Source organism: Novosphingobium aquimarinum (assembly GCF_009746585.1).
In the GTDB taxonomy this organism is placed as follows: Bacteria; Pseudomonadota; Alphaproteobacteria; order Sphingomonadales; family Sphingomonadaceae; genus Novosphingobium; species Novosphingobium aquimarinum.
Genome location: NZ_WRPO01000001.1, coordinates 350,648 through 372,564, shown reverse-complemented (window position 1 = coordinate 372,564; position 21,917 = coordinate 350,648). Strand labels below are relative to the sequence as shown.

General features: G+C 65.0%; 25 protein-coding genes. 11 read left to right on the top strand and 14 right to left on the bottom strand.

Going from position 1 to position 21,917, the window contains the following annotated elements:
* Positions 1–37 precede the first annotated feature (37 nt).
* The 4 genes from ilvC to miaA all read right to left on the bottom strand — a co-directional run bounded on the left by ilvC (position 38) and on the right by miaA (position 4,646).
* Positions 38–1,057 (bottom strand): ketol-acid reductoisomerase, encoded by a 1,020-nt coding sequence (gene ilvC / locus GQO94_RS01840; protein ID WP_156839434.1) that lies wholly within the window; start codon positions 1,055–1,057, stop codon positions 38–40.
* Positions 1,058–1,179: 122 nt separating this feature from the next.
* Positions 1,180–1,695 carry an acetolactate synthase small subunit gene (gene ilvN, locus GQO94_RS01835; RefSeq protein ID WP_156839433.1) on the bottom strand — a complete coding sequence of 172 codons (516 nt, stop codon included), beginning with the start codon at positions 1,693–1,695 and terminating at the stop codon, positions 1,180–1,182.
* 34 nt (positions 1,696–1,729) lie between these two features.
* Positions 1,730–3,472: a biosynthetic-type acetolactate synthase large subunit gene (gene ilvB / locus GQO94_RS01830; RefSeq protein WP_156839432.1), complete on the bottom strand. Its 1,743-nt coding sequence runs from the start codon at positions 3,470–3,472 to the stop codon at positions 1,730–1,732.
* Positions 3,473–3,662: 190 nt separating this feature from the next.
* On the bottom strand, positions 3,663–4,646 hold the full coding sequence (gene miaA, locus GQO94_RS01825) for a tRNA (adenosine(37)-N6)-dimethylallyltransferase MiaA (protein WP_156839431.1): 984 nt from the start codon (positions 4,644–4,646) through the stop codon (positions 3,663–3,665).
* Positions 4,647–4,686: 40 nt separating this feature from the next.
* Here miaA and serB point away from each other — a divergent pair, with 40 nt between their 5' ends.
* Positions 4,687–5,523, top strand: coding sequence for a phosphoserine phosphatase SerB (gene serB / locus GQO94_RS01820; RefSeq protein ID WP_198045744.1), 837 nt, complete (start codon positions 4,687–4,689; stop codon positions 5,521–5,523).
* Positions 5,524–5,542: 19 nt separating this feature from the next.
* On the opposite strand, the gene GQO94_RS01815 is transcribed toward serB, so the two are convergent.
* Positions 5,543–5,902 (bottom strand): hypothetical protein, encoded by a 360-nt coding sequence (locus GQO94_RS01815; RefSeq protein WP_156839429.1) that lies wholly within the window; start codon positions 5,900–5,902, stop codon positions 5,543–5,545.
* A 96-nt stretch (positions 5,903–5,998) separates the two neighbouring features.
* Positions 5,999–8,218 (bottom strand): phosphoribosylformylglycinamidine synthase subunit PurL, encoded by a 2,220-nt coding sequence (gene purL / locus GQO94_RS01810; protein ID WP_156839428.1) that lies wholly within the window; start codon positions 8,216–8,218, stop codon positions 5,999–6,001.
* A gap of 139 nt (positions 8,219–8,357) precedes the next feature.
* Between purL and GQO94_RS01805 the strand changes: the two genes are divergently transcribed.
* From GQO94_RS01805 to GQO94_RS01760, 10 genes are all read left to right on the top strand, one after another.
* Complete coding sequence (locus tag GQO94_RS01805; RefSeq protein ID WP_156839427.1) at positions 8,358–8,612, top strand: exodeoxyribonuclease VII small subunit; 255 nt, start codon at positions 8,358–8,360, stop codon at positions 8,610–8,612.
* 3 nt (positions 8,613–8,615) lie between these two features.
* Complete coding sequence (locus GQO94_RS01800; RefSeq protein WP_156839426.1) at positions 8,616–9,521, top strand: polyprenyl synthetase family protein; 906 nt, start codon at positions 8,616–8,618, stop codon at positions 9,519–9,521.
* A complete protein-coding gene (gene coaD, locus GQO94_RS01795; RefSeq protein ID WP_156839425.1) occupies positions 9,521–10,045 on the top strand; it encodes a pantetheine-phosphate adenylyltransferase in 525 nt (174 codons plus the stop codon). The genes GQO94_RS01800 and coaD overlap by 1 nt, the downstream gene beginning before the upstream one ends.
* Before the next feature lie 84 nt (positions 10,046–10,129).
* Positions 10,130–10,789: a peptidylprolyl isomerase gene (locus GQO94_RS01790; protein ID WP_156839424.1), complete on the top strand. Its 660-nt coding sequence runs from the start codon at positions 10,130–10,132 to the stop codon at positions 10,787–10,789.
* Between the two features lie 9 nt (positions 10,790–10,798).
* A complete protein-coding gene (gene queA / locus GQO94_RS01785) occupies positions 10,799–11,827 on the top strand; it encodes a tRNA preQ1(34) S-adenosylmethionine ribosyltransferase-isomerase QueA (protein ID WP_156839423.1) in 1,029 nt (342 codons plus the stop codon).
* Between the two features lie 156 nt (positions 11,828–11,983).
* The gene (locus GQO94_RS01780) at positions 11,984–12,931 is read left to right on the top strand and encodes an ABC transporter ATP-binding protein (RefSeq protein WP_156839495.1); all 948 of its coding nucleotides are present in this window, start codon (positions 11,984–11,986) and stop codon (positions 12,929–12,931) included.
* Entirely contained in the window at positions 12,928–13,701 is a 774-nt protein-coding gene (locus GQO94_RS01775) for an ABC transporter permease (RefSeq protein WP_156839422.1), read from the top strand. Before GQO94_RS01780 ends, GQO94_RS01775 begins: the two co-directional genes overlap by 4 nt.
* Before the next feature lie 19 nt (positions 13,702–13,720).
* A complete protein-coding gene (locus tag GQO94_RS01770) occupies positions 13,721–14,644 on the top strand; it encodes a DUF481 domain-containing protein (RefSeq protein WP_156839421.1) in 924 nt (307 codons plus the stop codon).
* A gap of 60 nt (positions 14,645–14,704) precedes the next feature.
* The gene (gene tgt, locus GQO94_RS01765) at positions 14,705–15,829 is read left to right on the top strand and encodes a tRNA guanosine(34) transglycosylase Tgt (RefSeq protein ID WP_156839420.1); all 1,125 of its coding nucleotides are present in this window, start codon (positions 14,705–14,707) and stop codon (positions 15,827–15,829) included.
* A gap of 78 nt (positions 15,830–15,907) precedes the next feature.
* The gene (locus GQO94_RS01760) at positions 15,908–16,573 is read left to right on the top strand and encodes a ParA family protein (protein WP_156839419.1); all 666 of its coding nucleotides are present in this window, start codon (positions 15,908–15,910) and stop codon (positions 16,571–16,573) included.
* 247 nt (positions 16,574–16,820) lie between these two features.
* Here the strand turns inward: GQO94_RS01760 and rpsD are convergent, their stop codons facing one another.
* The 8 genes from rpsD to GQO94_RS01720 all read right to left on the bottom strand — a co-directional run bounded on the left by rpsD (position 16,821) and on the right by GQO94_RS01720 (position 21,842).
* Positions 16,821–17,435: a 30S ribosomal protein S4 gene (gene rpsD, locus GQO94_RS01755; protein ID WP_156839418.1), complete on the bottom strand. Its 615-nt coding sequence runs from the start codon at positions 17,433–17,435 to the stop codon at positions 16,821–16,823.
* A gap of 233 nt (positions 17,436–17,668) precedes the next feature.
* Positions 17,669–18,397: an RNA methyltransferase gene (locus GQO94_RS01750; RefSeq protein ID WP_156839417.1), complete on the bottom strand. Its 729-nt coding sequence runs from the start codon at positions 18,395–18,397 to the stop codon at positions 17,669–17,671.
* A gap of 7 nt (positions 18,398–18,404) precedes the next feature.
* A complete protein-coding gene (gene nrdR / locus GQO94_RS01745) occupies positions 18,405–18,866 on the bottom strand; it encodes a transcriptional regulator NrdR (RefSeq protein ID WP_156839416.1) in 462 nt (153 codons plus the stop codon).
* Positions 18,867–18,879: 13 nt separating this feature from the next.
* Positions 18,880–19,098 carry a hypothetical protein gene (locus tag GQO94_RS01740; protein ID WP_156839415.1) on the bottom strand — a complete coding sequence of 73 codons (219 nt, stop codon included), beginning with the start codon at positions 19,096–19,098 and terminating at the stop codon, positions 18,880–18,882.
* A gap of 4 nt (positions 19,099–19,102) precedes the next feature.
* Positions 19,103–19,396 (bottom strand): zinc ribbon domain-containing protein, encoded by a 294-nt coding sequence (locus GQO94_RS01735; protein WP_156839414.1) that lies wholly within the window; start codon positions 19,394–19,396, stop codon positions 19,103–19,105.
* Positions 19,397–19,401: 5 nt separating this feature from the next.
* Positions 19,402–20,700: a serine hydroxymethyltransferase gene (gene glyA / locus GQO94_RS01730; RefSeq protein ID WP_156839413.1), complete on the bottom strand. Its 1,299-nt coding sequence runs from the start codon at positions 20,698–20,700 to the stop codon at positions 19,402–19,404.
* Positions 20,697–21,149 carry a ribose 5-phosphate isomerase B gene (gene rpiB / locus GQO94_RS01725; protein ID WP_156839412.1) on the bottom strand — a complete coding sequence of 151 codons (453 nt, stop codon included), beginning with the start codon at positions 21,147–21,149 and terminating at the stop codon, positions 20,697–20,699. The genes glyA and rpiB overlap by 4 nt, the downstream gene beginning before the upstream one ends.
* 75 nt (positions 21,150–21,224) lie before the next feature.
* Positions 21,225–21,842 (bottom strand): TetR/AcrR family transcriptional regulator, encoded by a 618-nt coding sequence (locus GQO94_RS01720; protein WP_156839411.1) that lies wholly within the window; start codon positions 21,840–21,842, stop codon positions 21,225–21,227.
* Between the last annotated feature and the right edge of the window lie 75 nt (positions 21,843–21,917).

Here is a 21,917-nt window from a genome sequence, read left to right as displayed (position 1 = left end):
CGCCCGATTGCGGCGCGCCTCGCGCGAGCTATTAGTCTTAGTTCTTGGACTTGTCGACGAGCGCGTTGGCGCCGATCCAGGGCATCATTGCGCGCAGCTTGGCGCCGGTTTCCTCGATCTGGTGACGTTCGGACGCCTTGCGCGAAGCCTTCAGCTCGGGCTGGCCGGCGCGGTTGTCCATCACGAAGTCCTTGACGAAGCGACCCGATTGGATGTCGGCGAGAACGCGCTTCATTTCCTTCTTGGTCTCTTCGGTGATGATGCGCGGGCCCGTCTTGATGTCACCGTATTCGGCGGTGTTCGAGATCGAGTAACGCATGTTGGCGATGCCGCCCTCATACATGAGGTCGACGATCAGCTTGAGCTCGTGGAGACACTCGAAGTAGGCCATCTCGGGCGCGTAGCCGGCTTCCACCAGCGTCTCGAAGCCTGCCTGGACGAGTGCGGTCGCACCACCACACAGCACGGCCTGCTCGCCGAACAGGTCGGTCTCGCATTCCTCGCGGAAGTTGGTTTCGATGATGCCCGAGCGACCGCCACCGACGCCCGACGCGTAGGCGAGGCTGATGTCGTGCGCGTTGCCGGTCGCATCCTGCGCGATGGCGACGAGGCAAGGCACGCCGCCGCCGCGCTGGTATTCGCTGCGCACGGTGTGGCCGGGGCCCTTGGGCGCGATCATGATGACATCGATGTCGGGGCGTGGCTCGATCAGGCCGAAGTGGACGTTGAGGCCGTGCGCGAAGGCAAGCGCAGCGCCCGACTTCATGTTGTCGTGCAGGTCCGCCGCATAGATCGCCGCCTGATGCTCGTCGGGCGCGAGGACCATGAGGATGTCCGCCCACTTGGCGGCTTCGGCGTTGCTCATCACCTTGAAGCCGGCGCCTTCGGCCTTCTTCGCGGTGGCCGAACCTTCACGCAGCGCGATCGCGACGTCTTTGACGCCGGAATCGCGCAGGTTCTGCGCGTGGGCATGGCCCTGGCTGCCGTAGCCGAGCACCGCGATCTTCTTGTCGGTGATCAGGTTGATGTCGCAATCGGCGTCGTAATAGACCTTCATCGAATATTCCCTTGTTTCGTCATTCCCGCGCAGGCGGGAATCCAGCTCCGGACTTGTCGATCAAACGCACCCGCCGGAACTGGATGCCCGCCTTCGCGGGCATGACGGGTGGTGAGTGAAAATCAGGCTTCGTTCGCGCCCCGGATCATGCCGACCACGCCGGTGCGCCCGATCTCGACCAGGCCGAGCTCGCGCATGAGGGCGACGAAGCTGTCGATCTTGTCGGGAATGCCGGTCAGCTCGAACACGAAGCTTTCGGTGGTCGTATCGACCGGGCGAGCACGGAAGATCTCGGCGACGCGCAGCGCCTCGACGCGCTTCTCGCCGGTGCCGGAAACCTTGATCAGCGCCAGTTCGCGTTCGACGTAAGGACCGGACTCGGTGAGGTCGACGACCTTGTGCACCGGCACCAGCCGGTCGAGTTGATGACGGATCTGGTCGATCACCGCCGGCGGGCCGTGGGTAACGATGGTGATCCGGCTCACCGCGTGGTTCTCGGTAATGTCGGCGACGGTCAGGCTGTCGATGTTGTAGCCGCGCGCGGTGAACATGCCCGCGATGCGCGCGAGGATGCCCGCCTCGTTGTCCACGGTCACGGTCAGGACATGCCGCTCGGGCGCCTGCTGTTCGATCTTCATGTCGATGGTCTTTCTCGGGAAAGGTTCCGAACGCTCAGACGAGCGCCTTGGCCTTGTCGTCCATGGTGCCCGCAACGTGATCGCCCTGGAGAATCATGTCGGTATGCGCCGCGCCCGAGGGGATCATCGGGAAGCAGTTGGCATTGTTCGAAACCGCGCAGTCGACGATGACCGGACCATCGTAATCCATCATCGCGCGAATGCCGTCGTCGAGCTGGCCTTCGTTCTCGATGCGGATGCCCTCCCAGCCATAGGCCTCGGCCAGCTTCACGAAGTCGGGCAGGCTGTCCGAATAGGAGTTCGAATAGCGGCTCTCGTACGTTAGCTCCTGCCACTGGCGGACCATGCCCATCCACATGTTATTGAGGATGAAGATCTTCACCGGCAAGCGGTACTGGCTGGCGGTGCCCAGCTCCTGAATGTTCATCTGGATCGAGGCGTCGCCAGCGATGTCGATGACAAGGCTATCCGGATTGCCGAGCTGCGCGCCGATCGCGGCGGGCAGGCCGTAACCCATCGTGCCGAGGCCGCCCGACGTCAGCCACTTGTTCGGCGAGAAGAAGTGATAATACTGCGCCGCCCACATCTGGTGCTGGCCGACCTCGGTCGAGATGATCGGATCGCGATCCCGCGTCAGTTCGAACAAGCGCTGCACCGCATATTGCGGCATGATCTCGATGTCCGAACGCGGATAGGAGAGGCTGTTGCGCGCGCGCCATGTCTCGATCCGCTGCTTCCAGGGCGCGAGATCCTGTGGCTTGCGAGTGCCCCAGGCCTCGATCATCTGCTGCAGCACGTGTCCGCAATCGCCCACGATCGGCAGATCGACCGCGACGGTCTTGTTGATCGAGGACCGGTCGATGTCGATGTGGATCTTCTTCGAATTCGGCGCGAAGGCATCGAGGCGGCCCGTCACGCGATCGTCGAACCGCGCGCCGATGCACACCATCAGGTCCGCTTCGTTCATCGTCATGTTGGCTTCGTAGGTGCCATGCATGCCGAGCATGCCGAGCCAGTCCGGATGGTCGGCGGGAAACGATCCCAGGCCCATCAGCGTCGACGTCACGGGCGCACCGGTGAGCGCCTGCAGCTTGCGCAGCAGTTCGCTGGCGCGCGGGCCGGAATTGATCACGCCGCCGCCGGTGTAGAAGACCGGAGCCTTGGCGTTGGCGAGCAATTCGGTCGCTTCGAGGATTGCCTCGTTCGCAGCTTTGACTTGCGGCGCATAACGCTGGCGTCGCCGGCTCGGTCCTTCGCGCAGCAGCGCCGAGGCGACTTGCACGTCCTTGGGAATGTCAATCAGCACGGGGCCGGGGCGACCGGTGGTGGCGATCTGGAACGCCTCGTCGATCACGTCTGCCAGTTCGGCCGGATCGCGCACGAGGTAGTTGTGCTTGGTGCAATGGCGCGAGATGCCGATCGTGTCGGCTTCCTGGAACGCGTCCGAGCCGATCAGCCCGGTCGCGACTTGCCCGGTGATAATCACCAGCGGGATCGAATCCATCCAGGCATCGGCAACGCCCGTCATCGCGTTGGTCGCGCCGGGACCGGACGTGACGAGCACCACGCCCGCCTTGCCGGTCGAGCGCGCATAGCCTTCGGCGGCATGCGCGGCGCCGGCTTCGTGGCGGACGAGAATGTGGCGAATGCGCTCGTCGTCGAACAGGGCATCGTAAATCGGAAGCACGGCGCCGCCGGGATAGCCGAATACGAATTCGACCCCCTGCTTGACCAGGCTTTCGACCAGGATGGCTGCGCCGCTGCGCTCTTCGGTCACGTTCTCTTCCTTAGTAACGGGCCTTTAGCCCCTAGCGTTCGGTATTTGATCGAGGCGGACAAGGCCGGTGAGGCTTCGCGCGCTCCATAATAGAGTAGACCCGACACGACAATGCCGCGCCGGGCCGCTCCTCTCCTCCCGCATATACTTCCAGGGCGGGTAGAGCATCGCCCCTAGGCATCTATAAATGTCAGGTCAAGCCAAATGTGCGATATAAAATTACGCGAAGGTCAGTGAATTTGTAATCAGTGATCTCGACTCGCGGCCAGTCGTCTGGCGGCTGACGGCGGAACCAGGTGAATTGCCGTTTGGCGTAATTTCGGGTCGCTTGCGCTGCCGCGGCGTTCGCTTCGCCAAGCGTGCACTCGTCGCGCAAGTAGGCGCCGATTTCGGGAACGCCGATGGCGCGCATGACCGGCAAGTCGGGCGCGAGGTCGCGCGCGAGCAGAGCGCGGACTTCCGCAACGGCACCGCGATCGACCATCGTCGCGAAGCGCGCATCGCATCGCGCGTAGAGCTGCGCGCGGTCGGGCAGTAGGATGAGGGGATGCAGCGATACGGCGTCGCCGATCCCGCCTTCGCGCCGATCCTGCCAGTCCGACAGCGTTCGCCCGGTCGATCGCACCACTTCCAGCGCGCGCGTGATGCGTGCCGTATCGGCGGGAGCCAGCCTGGCCGCGCGCTGCGGATCCTCGCGCGCCAGCGCGGCGTGCGCTTCGGTGACCGGCATGGCCCGCACCGCTTCGCGAATGGCAGGGTCGATCCCGGAGACAGGGGCAATTCCGTCGAGCAGGGTGCGCATATAAAGCCCCGTGCCGCCCACCAGGATTGGCACCGCATCGCGGGTATGTGCAGCGGCAATCTCGCGCCGCGCGGCCGCGGCCCAATCGGCGGCAGAGCAGGCATGGGCGCCATCCCAGCTGCCGAACAGGACATGCGCGATACCTTGCATGTCCGCCTCGGTCGGGCGCGCGCTCAGAATGCTCAAATCGCGATAGACTTGCGCGCTGTCGGCATTGACGATCACGGCTTCGCGGCCCTTTTGCTGCAGCGCTTGCGCGAGCAGCACGGCACAATCGCTCTTGCCGCTCGCGGTCGGCCCTGCGATGAGCGCCAGCGGCGGCCGCCCGGCGGCGACCGGCTTCAGCAGACCAGAGGATTCTTCGTTGCTCATTGCCCGGCTGATAGCAGAGCCCGACCAACTGAACACACGCATGGCCGCCGCCCAAGCCGCCGCCGCCGAGCGCGGCGTTCGCTTTGCCAGTGCCGCGATGCTGGATTTCTGCGGACAGACGATGGAAATCGCTTCGCCCGACGACGATGCGCTTGCCCTGCGCGAAGTTCTCGATTCCTGCTTCGCACCATCCGACGGGCTGGTCTGTCCGGACGAACCCGTCGTTCCCTCGGTGTTCATCTCCGACATGGATTCGACCATGATCGGGCAGGAGTGCATCGACGAACTGGCCGATTTCGCCGGTCTCAAGCCGCAAATCGCCGCCATCACCGAACGCGCGATGCAAGGCGAGCTCGATTTCGAGGCGGCGCTGCGCGAGCGCGTGGGGCTGCTCGAAGGCTTGGCCGAAACAGCGATCGATGACTGCCTAGCCGATCGGATCCGCCCGATGGACGGCGCGCGCACGCTCGTCGCGACGCTGCGCGCGCATGGCTGCCGCACGGTTTTGGTAACCGGCGGGTTTCACCATTTCGCCGATCCGGTCGCCGGGATGCTGGGTTTCGAGCATGTCGTGGGAAATCGGCTCGAAGTGGCGGACGGCAAGCTGACCGGTGGCCTCGTCGGCCCGATCACCGATAGCGCGGTGAAGAAAGCGACGCTGCTGGCCGAACTCGAGCCGTTCGGCGATCAGGCAACCAGCCTCGCCACCGGCGATGGCGCCAATGACATCCCGATGCTGGAGGCGGCGACGTACGGGATCGCGTTCAAGGCCAAGCCCAAGGCACGAGCTGCCGCGAACGGCTGGATCGATCGCGGCGATCTGACTGCGGTGCTACGCCTGCTCGGAATTCGCGAGCGCGACTGGGTCGAAGGCTGACGCCTTCGACCGCCTCATCTCATTCGAAAGTCGCCCAGGTTTCCCCGGACTTCTGATTGTAGCGGAGAACGATCCGCGACATCTCGCAGAAATCGAGCTTGCGCCAGTAGGCGTCATCGCCATCGTCATAGACGACGCGCACATCCCAGCGGCACGTGTCTTCCGAATGGCTCATGTCGATATTGGTCCGCGCGCCGTCTTCGAGGACGTCGTCGGTAAGAACGTCTTCCTCCCAGTCGTCGCTTGCGGTCGGAGCGACATAGACTTCCGCGATCGTGTAGCCGGTGCGGTTGATGATGGTGAGAACTTCATCGGAGGCATGGGCCGGCACGGCAAAACCGGCCGTCGCCAGCGCGATGGCAAATCCATAGCTTTTCATGTTTCAGACACCCCAGTGGACGATTCCACAGGTGCGATTGCTATCCCAAGCCGCTGGTTTGACAACAAAAATCGCGAAGCTGGCGATTGCCTGGAATCAGGCGTCCATCCAGTCGCGAAAAAAGGCTTCGTGTGCCTGCCGCAAGCGCGCGAGTTCGATCCGCGATTCGCCGGCTTTGCTGCGGAATACGAGGGTTTCGCCGCCGGTTTCGCCCAGAGCGATCGCCGCGAGGCCGGCCCGTTCGGCCTCGGCGATCACCGTGGCGGCATCGCTCGTGGTGACCACATAGCGCGCCTGGTCCTCCCCGAACCAGAATGCGGCGGCGACGTCGCGTGCGGCCGGCATCGCGACACTGCAGCCGATCCCGCCCGCCAACGCCATTTCCGCCAGCGCGACCGCGAGGCCGCCATCGGAGCAATCGTGAACCGCGCTCAGCGAACCCGAGGCGATGGCCGCGCGGATATGGTCGCCCGCGCGCCGTTCGAGGTCGAGGCCGACCGGCGGCGGCATGCCTTCCTCGCGGCCATGGATTTCGCGCAGCCACAGCGACTGGCCGAGATGGCCGGATTCGCCGCCAATCAAGACGATCGTTTCGCCGGGCGCCTTGAAGCCGATCGTCGCCATCGTCTCGTGATCGTCGAGCAGGCCGACCCCGCCGATCGCGGGGGTGGGCAGGATCGCCGAACCGCCGCCGGTCGCCTTGCTTTCGTTGTAAAGCGAGACGTTGCCGGACACGATCGGGTAGTCGAGCGCGCGGCAGGCTTCGCCCATGCCGGTGAGGCAGCCGACGATCTGCGCCATGATCTCTGGCCGCTGCGGATTGGCGAAGTTGAGGCAATTGGTGATCGCGAGCGGCTTGGCGCCCACCGCGCAGATGTTGCGCCAGGTCTCGGCGACGGCCTGCTTGCCGCCCTCGCGCGGATCGGCGTAGCAATAGCGCGGGCTGCAGTCGGTGCTCATCGCGAGCGCCTTGCGCGTGCCATGAACACGCACCACTGCCGCATCGCCACCGGGCTTCTGCAGCGTGTCCGCGCCGACCTGGCTGTCGTACTGCTCCCAGATCCACTTGCGCGAGGCGAGATCGGGGGAGCCCATCATCCGCAGTAGATCGGCCGCGACGTCGGTGCACTCGGGAATCGCGCCGAGTTCGGGGACGCCGGCCCACTCGTGGTAGGCGGCGGCGTCGACATGCGGGCGGTCGTATTCGGGCGCATCGTCGGCCAGCGGCGCGAGCGGGATGTCGCACACCACTTCGCCGTCGAATTCGAGCACCATGTGCCCGGTGTCGGTGACTTCGCCGATCACTGCGAAATCCAGCTCCCACTTGCGGAAGATCGCCTCGGCCATCGCCTCCTTGCCGGGCACGAGCACGATGAGCATGCGCTCCTGGCTCTCGCTCAGCATCATTTCGTAAGGCGTCATAGCCTCTTCGCGGCACGGCACCTTATTCATGTCGAGCCGAATGCCCGCGCCGCCCTTGCTCGCCATTTCGACTGAGGATGAGGTCAGGCCCGCCGCGCCCATGTCCTGGATCGCAACGATGGCGTCGGTCGCCATCAGTTCGAGGCAGGCCTCGATCAGCAGCTTTTCGGTGAAAGGATCACCGACCTGCACAGTGGGGCGCTTCTCGTCCGAATTCTCGTCGAAGTCGGCGCTGGCCATGGTGGCGCCGTGGATGCCGTCACGCCCGGTCTTGGAGCCGACGTAAACAATCGGATTGCCCACGCCCGTCGCCGCTGAATAGAAAATGCGGGCCGCATCGGCGACGCCGACCGTCATCGCGTTGACGAGAATGTTGCCGTCGTAGGCCTTGTGGAAATTGGTCTCGCCGCCGACCGTCGGCACGCCCACACAGTTCCCGTAGCCGCCGATACCCGATACCACGCCTTGGACGAGGTGCTTCATCTTGGGATGGTCGGGCCGACCGAAGCGCAGCGCGTTCAGGTTGGCAACAGGCCGCGCGCCCATCGTGAACACGTCGCGCAGGATGCCGCCGACCCCGGTCGCCGCGCCCTGGTAGGGCTCGATGTAGCTCGGGTGGTTGTGGCTCTCCATCTTGAAGATGGCTGCCTGACCATCGCCAATATCGATTACGCCGGCGTTCTCGCCGGGGCCGCAGATCACCCAGGGCGCTTCGGTCGGCAGCTTCTTCAAATGCACCCGGCTCGACTTGTACGAGCAATGCTCGGACCACATCACCGAGAAAATACCGAGTTCCACGAGGTTCGGCTCGCGGCCTAGCGCATGGAGGACGCGCTCGTACTCTTCGGGATTGAGCCCGTGGGCTTCGACGACTTCAGGCGTGATCGTGGACATGGGACGGCGCCTTAGCGGGCAGGGCGCGCCCACGCCAGACTCAGATGAGCGGTGTCGTGCCAGTTTGGGCGCCCCGTAACCGGAGACTGTGCATCGCCATGCTTGACCCTCGCGCTCAGCCCCGCCATTGCTCGCCAATATGACGCAGGACAGCGCCGACATCGCCGAAATGACCTTCGAGGACGCCTTGCGCGCACTCGAGGATGTCGTTCGTAAACTCGAGAGCGGCGATGTGCCGCTCGACGATTCCATTTCGCTGTACGAGCGCGGGGAGGCATTGCGCCGCCATTGCCAGGCGCGGCTCGACAGCGCCCAGGCGCGAATCGAGCGTATCGTCCAGGGCGCCGACGGTGCTCCCGCCGGAACGCAGCCCTTCGATGCCGTCGAACGCTAAGGGATGTCCGTGGCGGTGATCGAATCGCTACTGGCGGATAGCCTCGCGCAGATTGCGGCCGATATCGATGCCGCTTTCGATGCGCTCCTGCCCGTGCCGGACGATGCCCGCGACCGGCTGGTCGAGGCCATGCGCTATGCGACCATTGGCGGCGGCAAGCGCGTGCGACCCTTGTTGCTGTCCGCGACAGCCGCGATGTACGGCGTCGATCGCAATGCGGCGGTGCGCGCCGGCGCGGCGATCGAGGCGATCCACGTCTACTCGCTGATCCACGACGATCTGCCGTGCATGGACGACGATGCCCTGCGCCACGGCAAGCCGACGCTGCATGTCGCGTTCGACGAGGCGACCGCCGTGCTGGCGGGCGACGCGCTGCACGACTTCGCCTTCGAAGTCCTCGCCGATCCCGCAACCAGCGCGGATCCGTTCGTGCGCATCGAGCTGGTCCGCACATTGGGAGGCGCCAGCGGTCTGTCCGGCATGGCGGGGGGCCAGATGATGGATCTCGTGGCCGAAAATTCCGAGTTCGACTTGCCGACAGTGACGCGGCTGCAACAGCTCAAGACCGGTGCCTTGCTCGGCGGGGCGATCGAGATGGGCGCGATCCTGGGGCACGTGCCCTTAGAGGGCCGCACGCACTTGCGCGGCTATGCGCGCGATATCGGCCTCGCATTCCAGATCGCGGACGATCTCATCGATCACGAAGGCGATGCCTCGGTAGCAGGCAAGGCGGTCGGCAAGGACGCCGTGGCGGGCAAGGCGACCTTCGTATCGCTGCTGGGTCCGGACCGCGCGCGCGATCAGGCAAAAATGCTGGTCGAGCAGGCTGTATCGCACCTCGCGAGCCACGGCAGCGAGGCGGACGTACTGCGCGCGCTGGCGCGATATATCGTGGAGAGGGACCATTGATGCCGCAAACGGCAGGCGAACGTATTGGAGTTTATCCCGGCACTTTCGATCCGATCACTCGGGGCCATTCGGACATTATCCGGCGCGGTGCCAAGCTGGTCGATCGGCTGATCATCGGCGTGACCACCAATATCTCGAAAAATCCTATGTTTTCGCCCGATGAGCGCATTGCAATGGTCGAGCGCGAAGTTGCGGCGCTGGGGCTCGACAACGTCACGATCGTCGGATTCAACGCGCTGCTGATGAAATTTGCCGAGAAGCAGGGCGCGAGCGTGATCGTGCGCGGCCTGCGCGCCGTCGCCGATTTCGAATACGAATATCAGATGGCCGGCATGAACCAGCAGCTCAACGCGGGCATCGAGACCGTCTTCCTGATGGCCGACGTCAGCCTGCAGCCGATCGCCTCCAAGCTGGTCAAGGAAATCGCCCTGTTCGGCGGCGATATCACGCCATTCGTGAGCACTGCCGTGCGCGACGATGTTTTGGTTCGGATCAAGACGCTCGGGCAACTGGGCGACTATTGATCCCGTTCATTGCCACGACAGCGGCGAGCGCCTATCCGCGCCGCCGGAGCCAAACGCGCTCCGTCGGAATTCAGTGAGAAACAGATGAAGCTTCGCTTGCTCGCCCCTCTGGTCATGCTCCTGGCGCTTGGATCCGCACCGGTCGCCGCGCAGGAGACTGCAGCGCCCAAGCCGCTGACGATGGCGGTCAACATGAACGTCGCGGAAGATCCCGACAACGTGCTGCTGCTCGACTTGTCGACCGGTGGCCGCGTCGCGATCCGGCTGATGCCCGAATGGGCGCCCAATCACGTCGCGCGAATCAAGGAACTCACCAAGGAGGGTTTCTATAACGGCGTGATCTTCCACCGCGTGATCGAAGGTTTCATGGCGCAGACCGGCGATCCCACGGGCACCGGCGTCGGCGGCTCGCAGCTCCCCGATCTCGAAGCCGAGTTCAACAACGTTCCGCACTTGCGCGGCACCGTCTCGATGGCGCGCACGAACGAGCCGAACTCGGCCAACAGCCAGTTCTTCATCATGTTCTATCCGCGCTTCGCGCTCGATCACAAATACACCGTGTTCGGACGCGTGATCGGCGGCATGCAGTATGTCGATGCGATCCAGCGCGGCGAGCCGCCCGCCAATCCCACCCGCGTCGTCCAAGCCTCGCTCGCTTCGGAAAACAAGCCCGCGCCCGCTGCGCCGCCGAGCCTTGCGGCACCGGTTTCGGTGAGCGATCTCAACAATTCGGTCTCCGACTGACGGCGCGCGATGCGCGTCGATCTGTTCGATTTCGAGCTCCCGCCCGAGCTGATCGCGCTGCGCCCGGCACGGCCGCGCGATTCGGCGCGGATCCTGGTAGCGCGCGGCGGTGAGCCGCTGGCGGATCGCCACGTCCGCGATCTGCCCGATCTGCTTCGGCCCGGCGATGTACTCGTGTTCAATGACACCCGCGTCATCCCCGCTCAGCTCGAAGGTCGGCGCGGCGAGGCGCGGATCGGTGCGACGCTGCACAAGCGCCTCGACTTGCGGCGCTGGCAGGCCTTCGTGCGCAACGGCAAGCGGCTGCGCGAGGGCGATCGGGTCGAGTTTCCGGCAGACGTCGTGGCGCTAGCCGAAAGCCGTTTCGAAGACGGCTCCTGGACCTTGCGGTTCGAGGGCGAGGAGCCGGTCGAAGTCCTGCTCGAACGCGCCGGTCGCATGCCGCTGCCGCCCTACATTGCGGGCAAGCGCGAAACCGACGAAAACGACCGCCGCGATTACCAGACGATGTTTGCGGCGCAGGACGGCGCGGTCGCCGCGCCTACCGCGGCGCTGCATTTCACCACCGAACTGGTCGCGGCCCTCGATGCCCGGGGTGTCGCGCACGAGACGCTGACCTTGCACGTCGGCGCGGGCACCTTCCTGCCGGTGAAGGCCGACGACACCGACGATCACCGCATGCACGCCGAATGGGGCCGGATCGATGCGGCGACGGCCGACCGGCTCAACGCGGTGCGCGCGAACGGAGGCCGGCTGATCGCGGTCGGCACGACCAGCCTGCGGCTCCTCGAGAGTGCGGTCGATCCCGAGGGAACAATCCAGCCATTCGAGGGCGACACGTCGATCTTCATCACGCCCGGCTACCGCTTCGGCGCCATCGATGGGCTGATGACCAATTTCCACCTGCCGCGTTCCACCTTGTTCATGCTGGTGTCGGCACTGATGGGCACCGAGGCGATGCAGGCGGTCTATGCCCACGCGATCGCGGAAAAGTACCGGTTCTATTCCTACGGGGATTCGAGTCTGCTGCTGCCCTGAGAGTCTTGATGATGCGGCTAATGCCGTCGGGAGACTGGGCTAGCCTGCCGAAACCTACGGATGACGGGTTCTGCGGTAAACGCCTTTTCCGGAATTCGTCATCGCTCCTGGAAACAGGCCTTGGCGTTTTGCACTTGCGAACACATCTATGCCGCAATGGAGCCAATTCTTGATATCCGGGGCCTGACCAAGACCTATCCCGGAGGTCTCACCGCGCTCGATGCGGTGGATCTGCAAATTCGCCAGGGTGAGATCTTCGCGTTGCTAGGGCCGAATGGCGCCGGCAAGACGACGCTCATCGGCGCCGTCTGCGGCCTGGTGCGTCCCACGGGGGGCGAGATCTACGCGTTCGGCGAAAACATGCGCGAGCACTGGCGCGGCCTGCGCGCGCGGATCGGCCTGGTGCCTCAGGAACTGGCGACCGACATGTTCGAGCCTGTCTTGCGATCCGTGCGCCATTCGCGCGGCCTGTTCGGCCTGCCGGCGGATCCGGACCGGATCGAGGAAATCCTGCGATCGCTGAGCTTGTGGGACAAGCGCGATGCGCAGATCCGTAATCTGTCGGGCGGGATGAAGCGGCGCGTGCTGATCGCCAAGGCCATGGCGCACGACCCCGACTTGCTGTTTCTCGACGAGCCGACGGCCGGCGTCGATGTCGAACTGCGGCGCGACATGTGGAAGCAGATCGCGGAGATGCGCGCGCGCGGCACCACCGTCATCCTCACCACGCACTACATCGAGGAGGCCGAGGAGATGGCGGATCGCGTCGGCATCATTCGCCAGGGCAAGATCGTGATGGTGGACGAAAAGGACGCGATGATGAAGCGGCTCGGGCGGACCGAAGCGCGCGTCACGCTATCCCAGCCGCTGACCCAGCTTCCGGATGGGCTTTCGGGTCGGTCGGTGACTCTGTCCGACGATGGCCTGACGCTGTGCTACCGCGGCGGGGACGGCGCAGGGCAGGGCAAGGCGGAAGTCGCCGAACTCACCAAGACGCTCACGCGCTCAGGGATCGACTACGTCGCGATCGAAACACACGAATCGAGCCTGGAGGATATTTTCGTCGATCTCGTCGAAAACGGCGGCGGGAGGGCGGCGGCATGATCGGCTTCAATGCGCGCAGCGCCTGGACCATCTACAAGCAGGAACTGATGCGGGCCTTCCGCACGGTGATGCAGTCGATTTTCGCGCCGGTGCTGACGACCACGCTCTACTTCGTCGTGTTCGGAGCGGCGATCGGCTCGCAGATGCAGGGCGGCATGGGCGGCGTGAACTACGGTGCGTTCATCGTGCCCGGCTTGCTGCTGCTCACCCTGCTGGGCGAAAGCACCAGCAACGCGAGCTTCGGCATCTACATGCCGCGCTTTACCGGAGCGATCTACGAACTCTTGTCCGCGCCGGTCGGCGTGGCCGAGACGCTGGTGGGGTTCGTCGGCGCGGCGGCCACGAAGTCGCTGATTCTGGCGGCCATCATTCTGATTACGGCGACGGCCTTCGTCGATTACACGATTGCCCATCCAATTCTGGCGGTGGGCTACGTGATCCTGGTCTCCGCCAGCTTCTCGCTGTTCGGCTTCATCCTCGGGATCTGGGCGGACAATTTCGAGAAGCTCTCGATCGTGCCGATGCTCATCCTGATGCCGCTCACCTTCCTTGGCGGGACGTTCTATTCGATCGACGTCTTGCCCGAGCCCTGGCGCTCCGTCGCGCTGGCCAATCCGGTGGTCTATCTGGTCAATGGCCTGCGCTGGACGTTCTACGGCAGTTCGGACGTCTCGATCTGGCTTTCGCTGGGGCTCACGCTGGCGTTTCTCGCCGCTTGTGTGGCGCTGATCGCCTATATCTTCCGCACCGGGTGGCGCCTGCGCAGCTGATTGGCTAGTCGCCGGTTTCATGTTCGCTGCCCGTCTTCGCATTCTTCCGCTCGTTCCGTTTCTCCTGACCGCCACGCCGGCTCACGCAGCGGCGCTCGATGCGGTACGCGCGATGTTCGAGACCGCGGTACTCGAAAACAGCAGCAAATCGCTCGATACCGTGGCGAAAGTCGCGAAGCAGACCTGGCCCGATGACGAGCAGGCGATCGACGCGCTGCTCGCCACGTATCGCAAGAAGCACAAGCGTCTCGCCGATCGCCGGGCCGAACACGAGCGTCAGCGCATTCAGGAGGCCGGCCTGTTCGAGCGCTGGCAGGGCGAAGGCGAGCTGGGCGGGTTCCGCTCGACCGGCAACAGCCGCACGCTGGGCGTTTCGGCGGGTCTCAAGCTCAAGCGTGAAGGGGTCATCTGGGAAAATCAGCTCCGCTTGCGCGTCGATTACCAGAAGGACCGTGGTAAAGTGACCCGCGAGCAGTATCTCGCGGCCTACAGCCCGCGCTTCACTCTGGACGACCGGCTCTACGCCTATGGCCTGATCCAGTACGAGCGCGACCGGTTCCAGGGCTACACCGCGCGCTACACGCTCTCCGGGGGTGCCGGCTACCGGGTCCTGCGCGGCGGGAATATCTCGCTGGCGCTGGAGGGCGGCCCCGCCGTTCGCCGCACCGAAGCGATCGGCGAACCCGACGAGACCAAGTGGTCGGCGCTGGCATCGCTCGATCTCGATTGGCAGATCGGCGAACGGCTCAAGTTCACGCAGGACGCCAACGCCTTCGTCGAAGCGGACAATTCGACGTTCACGTCGGCGACCGCGATCGAAGGCGCGCTGTCCAAGGCGATCAAGGCGCGGCTATCGTACACGGTCGAGCACGATACCAACCCGCCGCCCGATGCGCTTTCCACCGATACGCTGTCACGTGCGACGCTGGTATTCGGCTTCTGAAGGCGGCCGCCATGCCGGTTTCGGTTCGCGCGCGCGTTCCCTTTCGCTAAAGGCGCGCACATGACACGTTTCGACTTCACTATCGCCGCGACCGACGGCAAGGCCCGCACCGGCGCCATCCGCATGCGCCGCGGCGAGATCCGCACCCCCGCATTCATGCCCGTCGGCACCGCCGCGACCGTCAAGGCGATGAAGCCCGACGATGTGCGCGCCACCGGCGCCGACATCATCCTCGGCAACACCTACCACCTCATGCTGCGCCCCGGCGCCGAACGCATGGCGCGGCTCGGCGGGCTGCATCGGTTCATGCGCTGGGACCGACCGATCCTGACCGACAGTGGCGGCTATCAGGTCATGAGCTTGTCCGATCTGCGCAAGATCACCGAGGAAGGCGTGACGTTCGCCAGCCACATCGATGGCTCGCGTCACTTGCTCACGCCCGAACGATCGATGGAAATCCAGCGGCTGCTCGGCTCCGATATCGTTATGGCCTTCGACGAATGCCCCCGCACGGATCAGCCGCGCGAAGCGATTGCGCGCTCGATGGAAATGTCGATGCGCTGGGCGCGGCGCAGTCGCGAAGGCTTCGATTCCGGCGGTGCGCATGCCGAAGGCGCCGCGCTGTTCGGGATCCAGCAAGGCGCGCTCGACGAAGGCTTGCGCCGCCAAAGCGCCGATGCGCTCGCCGACATCGGCTTCGATGGCTACGCGATCGGCGGGCTCGCCGTGGGCGAAGGGCAGGAGGCGATGTTCGCCACGCTGGATTTCGCTCCGGGGCAATTGCCGGCGGACCGTCCGCGCTACCTCATGGGAGTCGGCAAGCCCGACGATCTCGTCGGCGGGGTCGAGCGCGGGGTCGACATGTTCGACTGTGTGCTGCCCACGCGCTCGGGCCGCAATGGGCAAGCGTTCACCTGGAACGGCCCGCTCAACTTGCGCAATGCCCGCCATGCGGAGGACACCGGCCCGCTCGACGAGCGCTGCCCATGCCCAACCTGCACGACGTTCTCGCGCGCTTATCTGCACCACCTCGTCAAGACGGGCGAGATGCTGGGCGCCATGCTGATGACCGAACATAACTTGTGGTTTTACCAGCAGCTGATGCAGGCCATGCGCGACGCCATCGCGCAGGGTCGCTTCACGTCCTTTGCCGCCGACTTTCGCCGCGATTATCTAGGCGGTTGATATTGGTGCAAGCCGGGCTGGACTTCGCAAGTGCAGCATAGGACAATGGCTGGGTCCGAACCTGCCGAGGATTGAGCCATGCCCACTGTTGCGATCGTCAGCCAGAAGGGCGGCTCGGGCAAGACCACGCTGGCTCTGCATCTCGCGACTTGCGCCGCTTACGAGGGCATGCAGACGTGCGTGATCGATACCGATCCGCAGGCTTCGGCAGCCGCCTGGGGAGACTGGCGCGGCGATTTCCTGCCCGAAGTCATCACCTGCCCACCAGTGCGGCTTGGCAGCACGATCCAGCGCGCGGTGCGCGGCGGCACCGAATTCGTCGTCATCGACACGCCACCGCACGGCGACATCGCCTCGCGCGAGGCAGCGCGCATGGCGGACCTCGTGCTGATCCCTACGCGCGCCCGCGCGCTCGATCTGCATGCGATGGAAGCGACGGCGCAGCTCGTTACGTTCGCGGGCAAGCCGGCCTTCGTTCTGCTGAACGCGGTTCCGACGCGCGCCACCAAGGTGGTGGCGGAAACGACCGAATTTCTCGACAAGCTCGGCCTGCCGACGTGTCCCGTCCGGTTCGGAGAGCGCGCCGCGTTCCATCGCTCGTCGGCTTCGGGCGAAGTCGCGTCCGAAGCCGAGCCCGAGGGCAAGGCGGCGGCGGAAGTCTCGGCGCTGTGGGAATGGGTGCGCGAGCAGCTCGGCATTGCGGCGCCCGCGAAGAAGGGTGGGCGCAAGAAGAAGGACGTCTGAAGGGCACGGGGCCACCGCCCCTCTCCTCGTCATGCTGAACTTGTTTCAGCATCCATCCCGCCCCCCTTCCTAACCCTTCGCTGGAAGGAGAAATGGATCCTGAAACAAGTTCAGGATGACGGAGTGCCTTGTATCTTTCGGTGGTGACAGGATTGCACGCGCTCAAACTCGCGGCAGCGCCATCCCTACATACGAAAAGGGCGGCCCGCGATGGACCGCCCCGTTCGTTCGTTGCCGGAAAGACCGATCAGCGCGAGTAGAACTCGACGACCAGGTTCGGTTCCATCTTCACCGGGTAAGGTACTTCGTCGAGCGTCGGAACGCGCACGAAAGTGACCTTGTCGGTGCCGTCGGGCGCGACGTAGTCGGGGATCTCGCGCTCGGGCAGGGCCTGCGCTTCGATCACCAGCGCCATTTCCTTGGCCTTGTCGCCCAGCGAAATGACGTCACCCACCTTCACGCGGCGGCTGGCGATGTTGCACTTCACGCCGTTGACGTAGATGTGACCGTGGCTGACGATCTGGCGCGCGGCGAAAATCGTCGGCGCGAACTTGGCGCGGTAGCACACCATGTCGAGGCGCTGCTCGAGCAGGCCGATCAGGTTCTGACCGGTGTCGCCCTTCATCGCCGACGCTTCCTTGTAGGAGCGGTGGAACTGCTTTTCCGTCACGTCGCCGTAGTAGCCCTTGAGCTTCTGCTTGGCGCGCAGCTGAATGCCGTAGTCCGACAGCTTGCCCTTGCGGCGGGCGCCGTGCTGGCCCGGAGGATTCGGACGGGTGTTGACCGGGCTCTTGGGCCGGCCCCAGATGTTCTCGCCCATGCGGCGGTCGAGTTTGTACTTGGCGCTTTTGCGCTTCGACATGCGTCGTCTCCATTTCTGCTGCCGCGTGCCACCATGACCGCAGCCGATACCCGGATGCGCACCACCCGATCTTAGGGATCGGATGCGGCCACCGCTTCACCGGGGTGCGGGGCCGAATGGACGAGTGCCGCGTTGATGCACGGCAGTCCAAGTGAAGGCGCGCTCATACGGATCGCAGGCGCAAAGTCAAGTATACTGGGCTAGCCGGAGGGGGTTAGCTGGGACGAGGGGGCTCAGTCCCGCTCGCGGCGGTCCCGTTCCAGCGTCGTCAGCACACCGCGCAGGGTGCGGACTTCGAGGTGGTTCCAGCCCGGGCGAGTCAGCACGTTGCGCAAGGTCCGGCGATTGGCTTCGGCGCGGGTTTCCGGCCAGAAGTAGTTCTTGGCCTCGAGCATCTTTTCCAGATGCCCGATGAGGCCCTCGAGCTCGTCCTGCGGGGCAGGGGGAAGTTCTTCCTCAAGCGTTGGCTGCGCGAGGTCTTGCGATTTCGACCATTCGTACGCGCACAGGATCACCGCCTGCGCGAGATTGAGCGAGCCAAACTCCGGATTGATCGGCACCGTCAGGATCTTGCGCGCAAGCGCCACGTCCTCGGTCTCCAGGCCCGATCGCTCGGGGCCGAAGACAAATGCGGAGCGCGCCGTGGCGGCGTGGATCTCGCGCGCGGCTTCCTCGGGCGTGACCACCGGCTTGGTGACGCCGCGCTTGCGCACCGTAGTGGCATAGACATGCGCGCAGTCGGCCACAGCCTCGGCGAGGCTCTCGAACACTTGGGCGCCATCCAGCACGGCGTCGGCGCCCGATGCCGCAGGGCCTGCCGAAGGATTGGGCCAGCCATCGCGCGGCGAGACCAGGCGCATCTCGGTCAGGCCGAAGTTGAGCATCGCGCGCGCGGCCTTGCCGATATTTTCGCCCAGCTGGGGACGCACCAGGACGATGACAGGGGGTGGCGCGCTGCTCACAGACCGATCACGCCTGGCCGATGTCGCGCACGGTGCTGGCGAATTCCTCGAAGTCGCGCGCTTCGGAGAAGTCGCGATAGACGCTGGCGAAGCGGATGTAGGCGACCGAATCGATCTGGCGCAGTCCGTCCATCACCATTTCGCCGATCGCCAGCGAGGAGACCTCGGCCTCACCGAGAGTCTCGACCTGCCGCTGGATGCCCGAGACGAGCTGATCGATGCGGTCGCGCTCCACATTGCGTTTGCGACATGCCAGAGTGACCGATTTCTCGATCTTGGCGCGATCGAACACCTCACGCTCGCCGTCGCTCTTGACGACGGTGATCTCGCGCAATTGGACGCGTTCGAACGTCGTGAACCGCGCGCCGCAGCTGACGCATTGGCGTCGTCTGCGGATCGCGGCGCTGTCTTCGGTCGGGCGGCTGTCCTTGACCTGCGTATCGTCGTGCGCGCAGAACGGGCAGCGCATTGTCGGGCTCCGATCAGTCCGGGCGGACGCGCTTGTAGAACTTGTAGCCCGCGCCTGCCGCGAACCCGAGCGGGACCCCGACGAAGGGGATGATCGCAGCGGCGACGGCCCCGATCGCGCCATAGGTCAGCACGGGCTTGGTCGAGGGGTGTTCGAAGCCCCGTTCGATCATTCCGGCCAGTTCGGTGCGCGCATCGGTTAGGAAATCGGTGCCTTGGGGTTCGTCATCCATCGTCTCAATCCTTCTTAACGAGCTTGTATCCGGCATAGGCAGCGCCGGCGACCAGGCCGAAGCCGGTGGTCATCACTGGAAGCACCAATCCCGCTGCCGCGCCGATCGCGGCGCCGCCGGCGACGGTGCGCACGCGACGGTCCTTCATCGCCTTGGTCATCGCCGCCCCGGCCGCTTCCGCAGCGGAAAAGCTCTGACCGCCCGGCAGCCGCTCGCCGCATTTCGAGCAATAGCGATCCTCGGCGAAGACCGAATGATTGCATTGCGGGCAGCGGTTGGATGCAGTGACACCGGCCATCAGGATCAGCCTTCGTAGATCGGGAAGCGATCGCAGAGTGCCTCGACGCGGGCGCGCACGGCCTGCTCCACTTGCGCGTCGCCGGCTTCGCCGCACTTGGCGAGGCCATCGAGCACGTCGGCGACCATATGGCCGATCTCGCGGAATTCCTCGGGGCCGAATCCGCGGGTGGTGCCCGCGGGCGAGCCGACGCGGATGCCGCTGGTCTTGGTCGGCGGCAGCGGATCGTTGGGGATGCCGTTCTTATTGCAGGTGATCCCGGCGCGTTCGAGCGCTTCGTCCGCATCCTTGCCGGTCACGCCGAGCGGCGTAAGATCGATCAGCGCAAGGTGCGTGTCGGTGCCGCCCGAGACGACTTCGGCGCCACGCTCCTTGAGCGTGGCGGCGAGGACCTGCGCGTTCTGGACCACGCGCTTGGCGTAGTCCTTGAATTCCGGCCGCAGCGCTTCGCCGAACGCGACTGCCTTGGCGGCGATCACGTGCATCAGCGGGCCGCCCTGGAGGCCCGGAAACACCGCCGAATTGATCTTCTTGGCCAGCGCTTCGTCATTGGTGAGGATCATGCCGGCGCGCGGACCGCGCAGCGTCTTGTGCGTCGTCGTCGTCGCGATGTGCGCGTGGGGGAAGGGCGAGGGGTGCACGCCTGCCGCAACGAGCCCGGCGAAGTGCGCCATGTCGACCTGGAACAGCGCGCCCACCGAATCGGCGATTTCCCGCATGCGGGCGAAATCGATGATCCGCGGATAGGCGCTGCCGCCCGCGATGATGAGCTTGGGCTGATGTTCCTTCGCCAGTGCCTCGACCGCATCGTAGTCGATCAGGTGGGTGTCGGGAGTGACGCCGTACTGCACCGCGTTGAACCATTTGCCGCTCAGCGCCGGTTTGGCGCCGTGGGTGAGGTGGCCACCGGCATCGAGGCTCATGCCCATGATCGTATCGCCCGGCTTGACCGTGGCCAGCAGCACCGCGCCGTTCGCCTGCGCGCCCGAATGCGGCTGCACATTGACGAAGCCGCAGCCGAACAGCTCCTTGGCGCGCTCGATCGCGAGCGTCTCAACTTCGTCGGACGGCGCGCAGCCCTGATAGTAGCGCTTGCCGGGATAACCTTCAGCATACTTGTTGGTCAGCACCGAGCCCTGAGCTTCGAGCACCGCCTTGCTGACGATGTTTTCGGACGCGATCAGTTCGATCTGCTTCCTCTCGCGCGCCATTTCCTGGCCGATTGCCTTGGCAATCGCGGGGTCGCTGGTGGCGATATCGTCGGTGAAGAACCCCGCCGAGCGGATCTTGGTTGCGACGTTCATCGGGCGGTCTCCTTCAGGGACGGATTCGAGAGCTTGTCGACGCGGCCCGCATGGCGGCCGCCGCCGAACTCGGTGGAAAGAAAGGCTTCGAGGCACGCCTTGGCCATGTCCGGGCCGGTCAGCCGCGCACCCATGGCGATGGCATTGGCATCGTTGTGCTCGCGCGCGAGGCTGGCCGACAGCGGCTCGGACACGAGCGCGCAGCGCAACGACGGATGGCGATTGACCGCGATCGATATTCCGATCCCCGATCCGCACAGCGCGACGCCGTACTCGGCATCACCGCTCGCGACGGCTTCGGCCAGCTTGTAGCCATAGTCGGGATAATCGACGCGATCCGCGGTGGCGGGACCGAGGTCGGAAACCTGATGGCCGTTCTCGGCCAGCCACGCGGCAAGATCGGCCTTGAGGTCGACGGCGGCGTGATCGGAAGCGATAGCGATCTTCATGCGCGCCACATAGGCGCTTGCGCGAAGCAGCGCTACCGGCGGTTTCGAAGTTTTCCGATCCTGCTTGACACGGCCTCAAGACACGCGGGGCGAGAACTGAAGCTTCAGATAGGAGCGCAGCAGCAGGATCTGGCGCGGCGTGATCCCGGGATCGTCCAGCGCGCGGCCCATCACGAGGCCGCCTTCGATGATCGTGTTCACCAGATCGGCCAGATCATCCGGATCGACGACATCGTGCATCGGATAGCTCGCGAGAATGTCGTCGATCATGGCGCGAAAGCGAGCGCGCCAACCCATCACGGCGCGACGGTTCGCATCGCGTACGTCGGGGTTGAACAATCGGTCCTGGTAGACTGCGGTGGCGACGATGCAGCCCGGATGGCGCCCCGGCATGTCCGCGATCAGTTCGGCCAACAGTTTCAACCCCACCAGCATGACTTGAAGCGGGTCGTCGGTGAGCGCGCGCGCCCGGTCGAACAAATCGTCGAACAAGGCGTCCTCGACCTCGATGTGGCGCTCGATCAGCGCGTGCGCGAGGGCGTTCTTGTCGGGGAAGTGATAAAAGAATCCGCTCTTGGTGATTTCCGCGCTGGCGACGATCTCCTCGATCGAGGTCGCGTCGAAACCCTTCGCGAGGATCGATTCCTGCGCGACATCCATGATCCTGCGCTTCGTTTCCGAACCCCGCGCCACTCCGCGGCTCCCTTGCTTGCCTGCGCTTACTGTACCGCGAGTCCGGTTTTTGGGCCAGTCCCGCAAAAGCCAGGA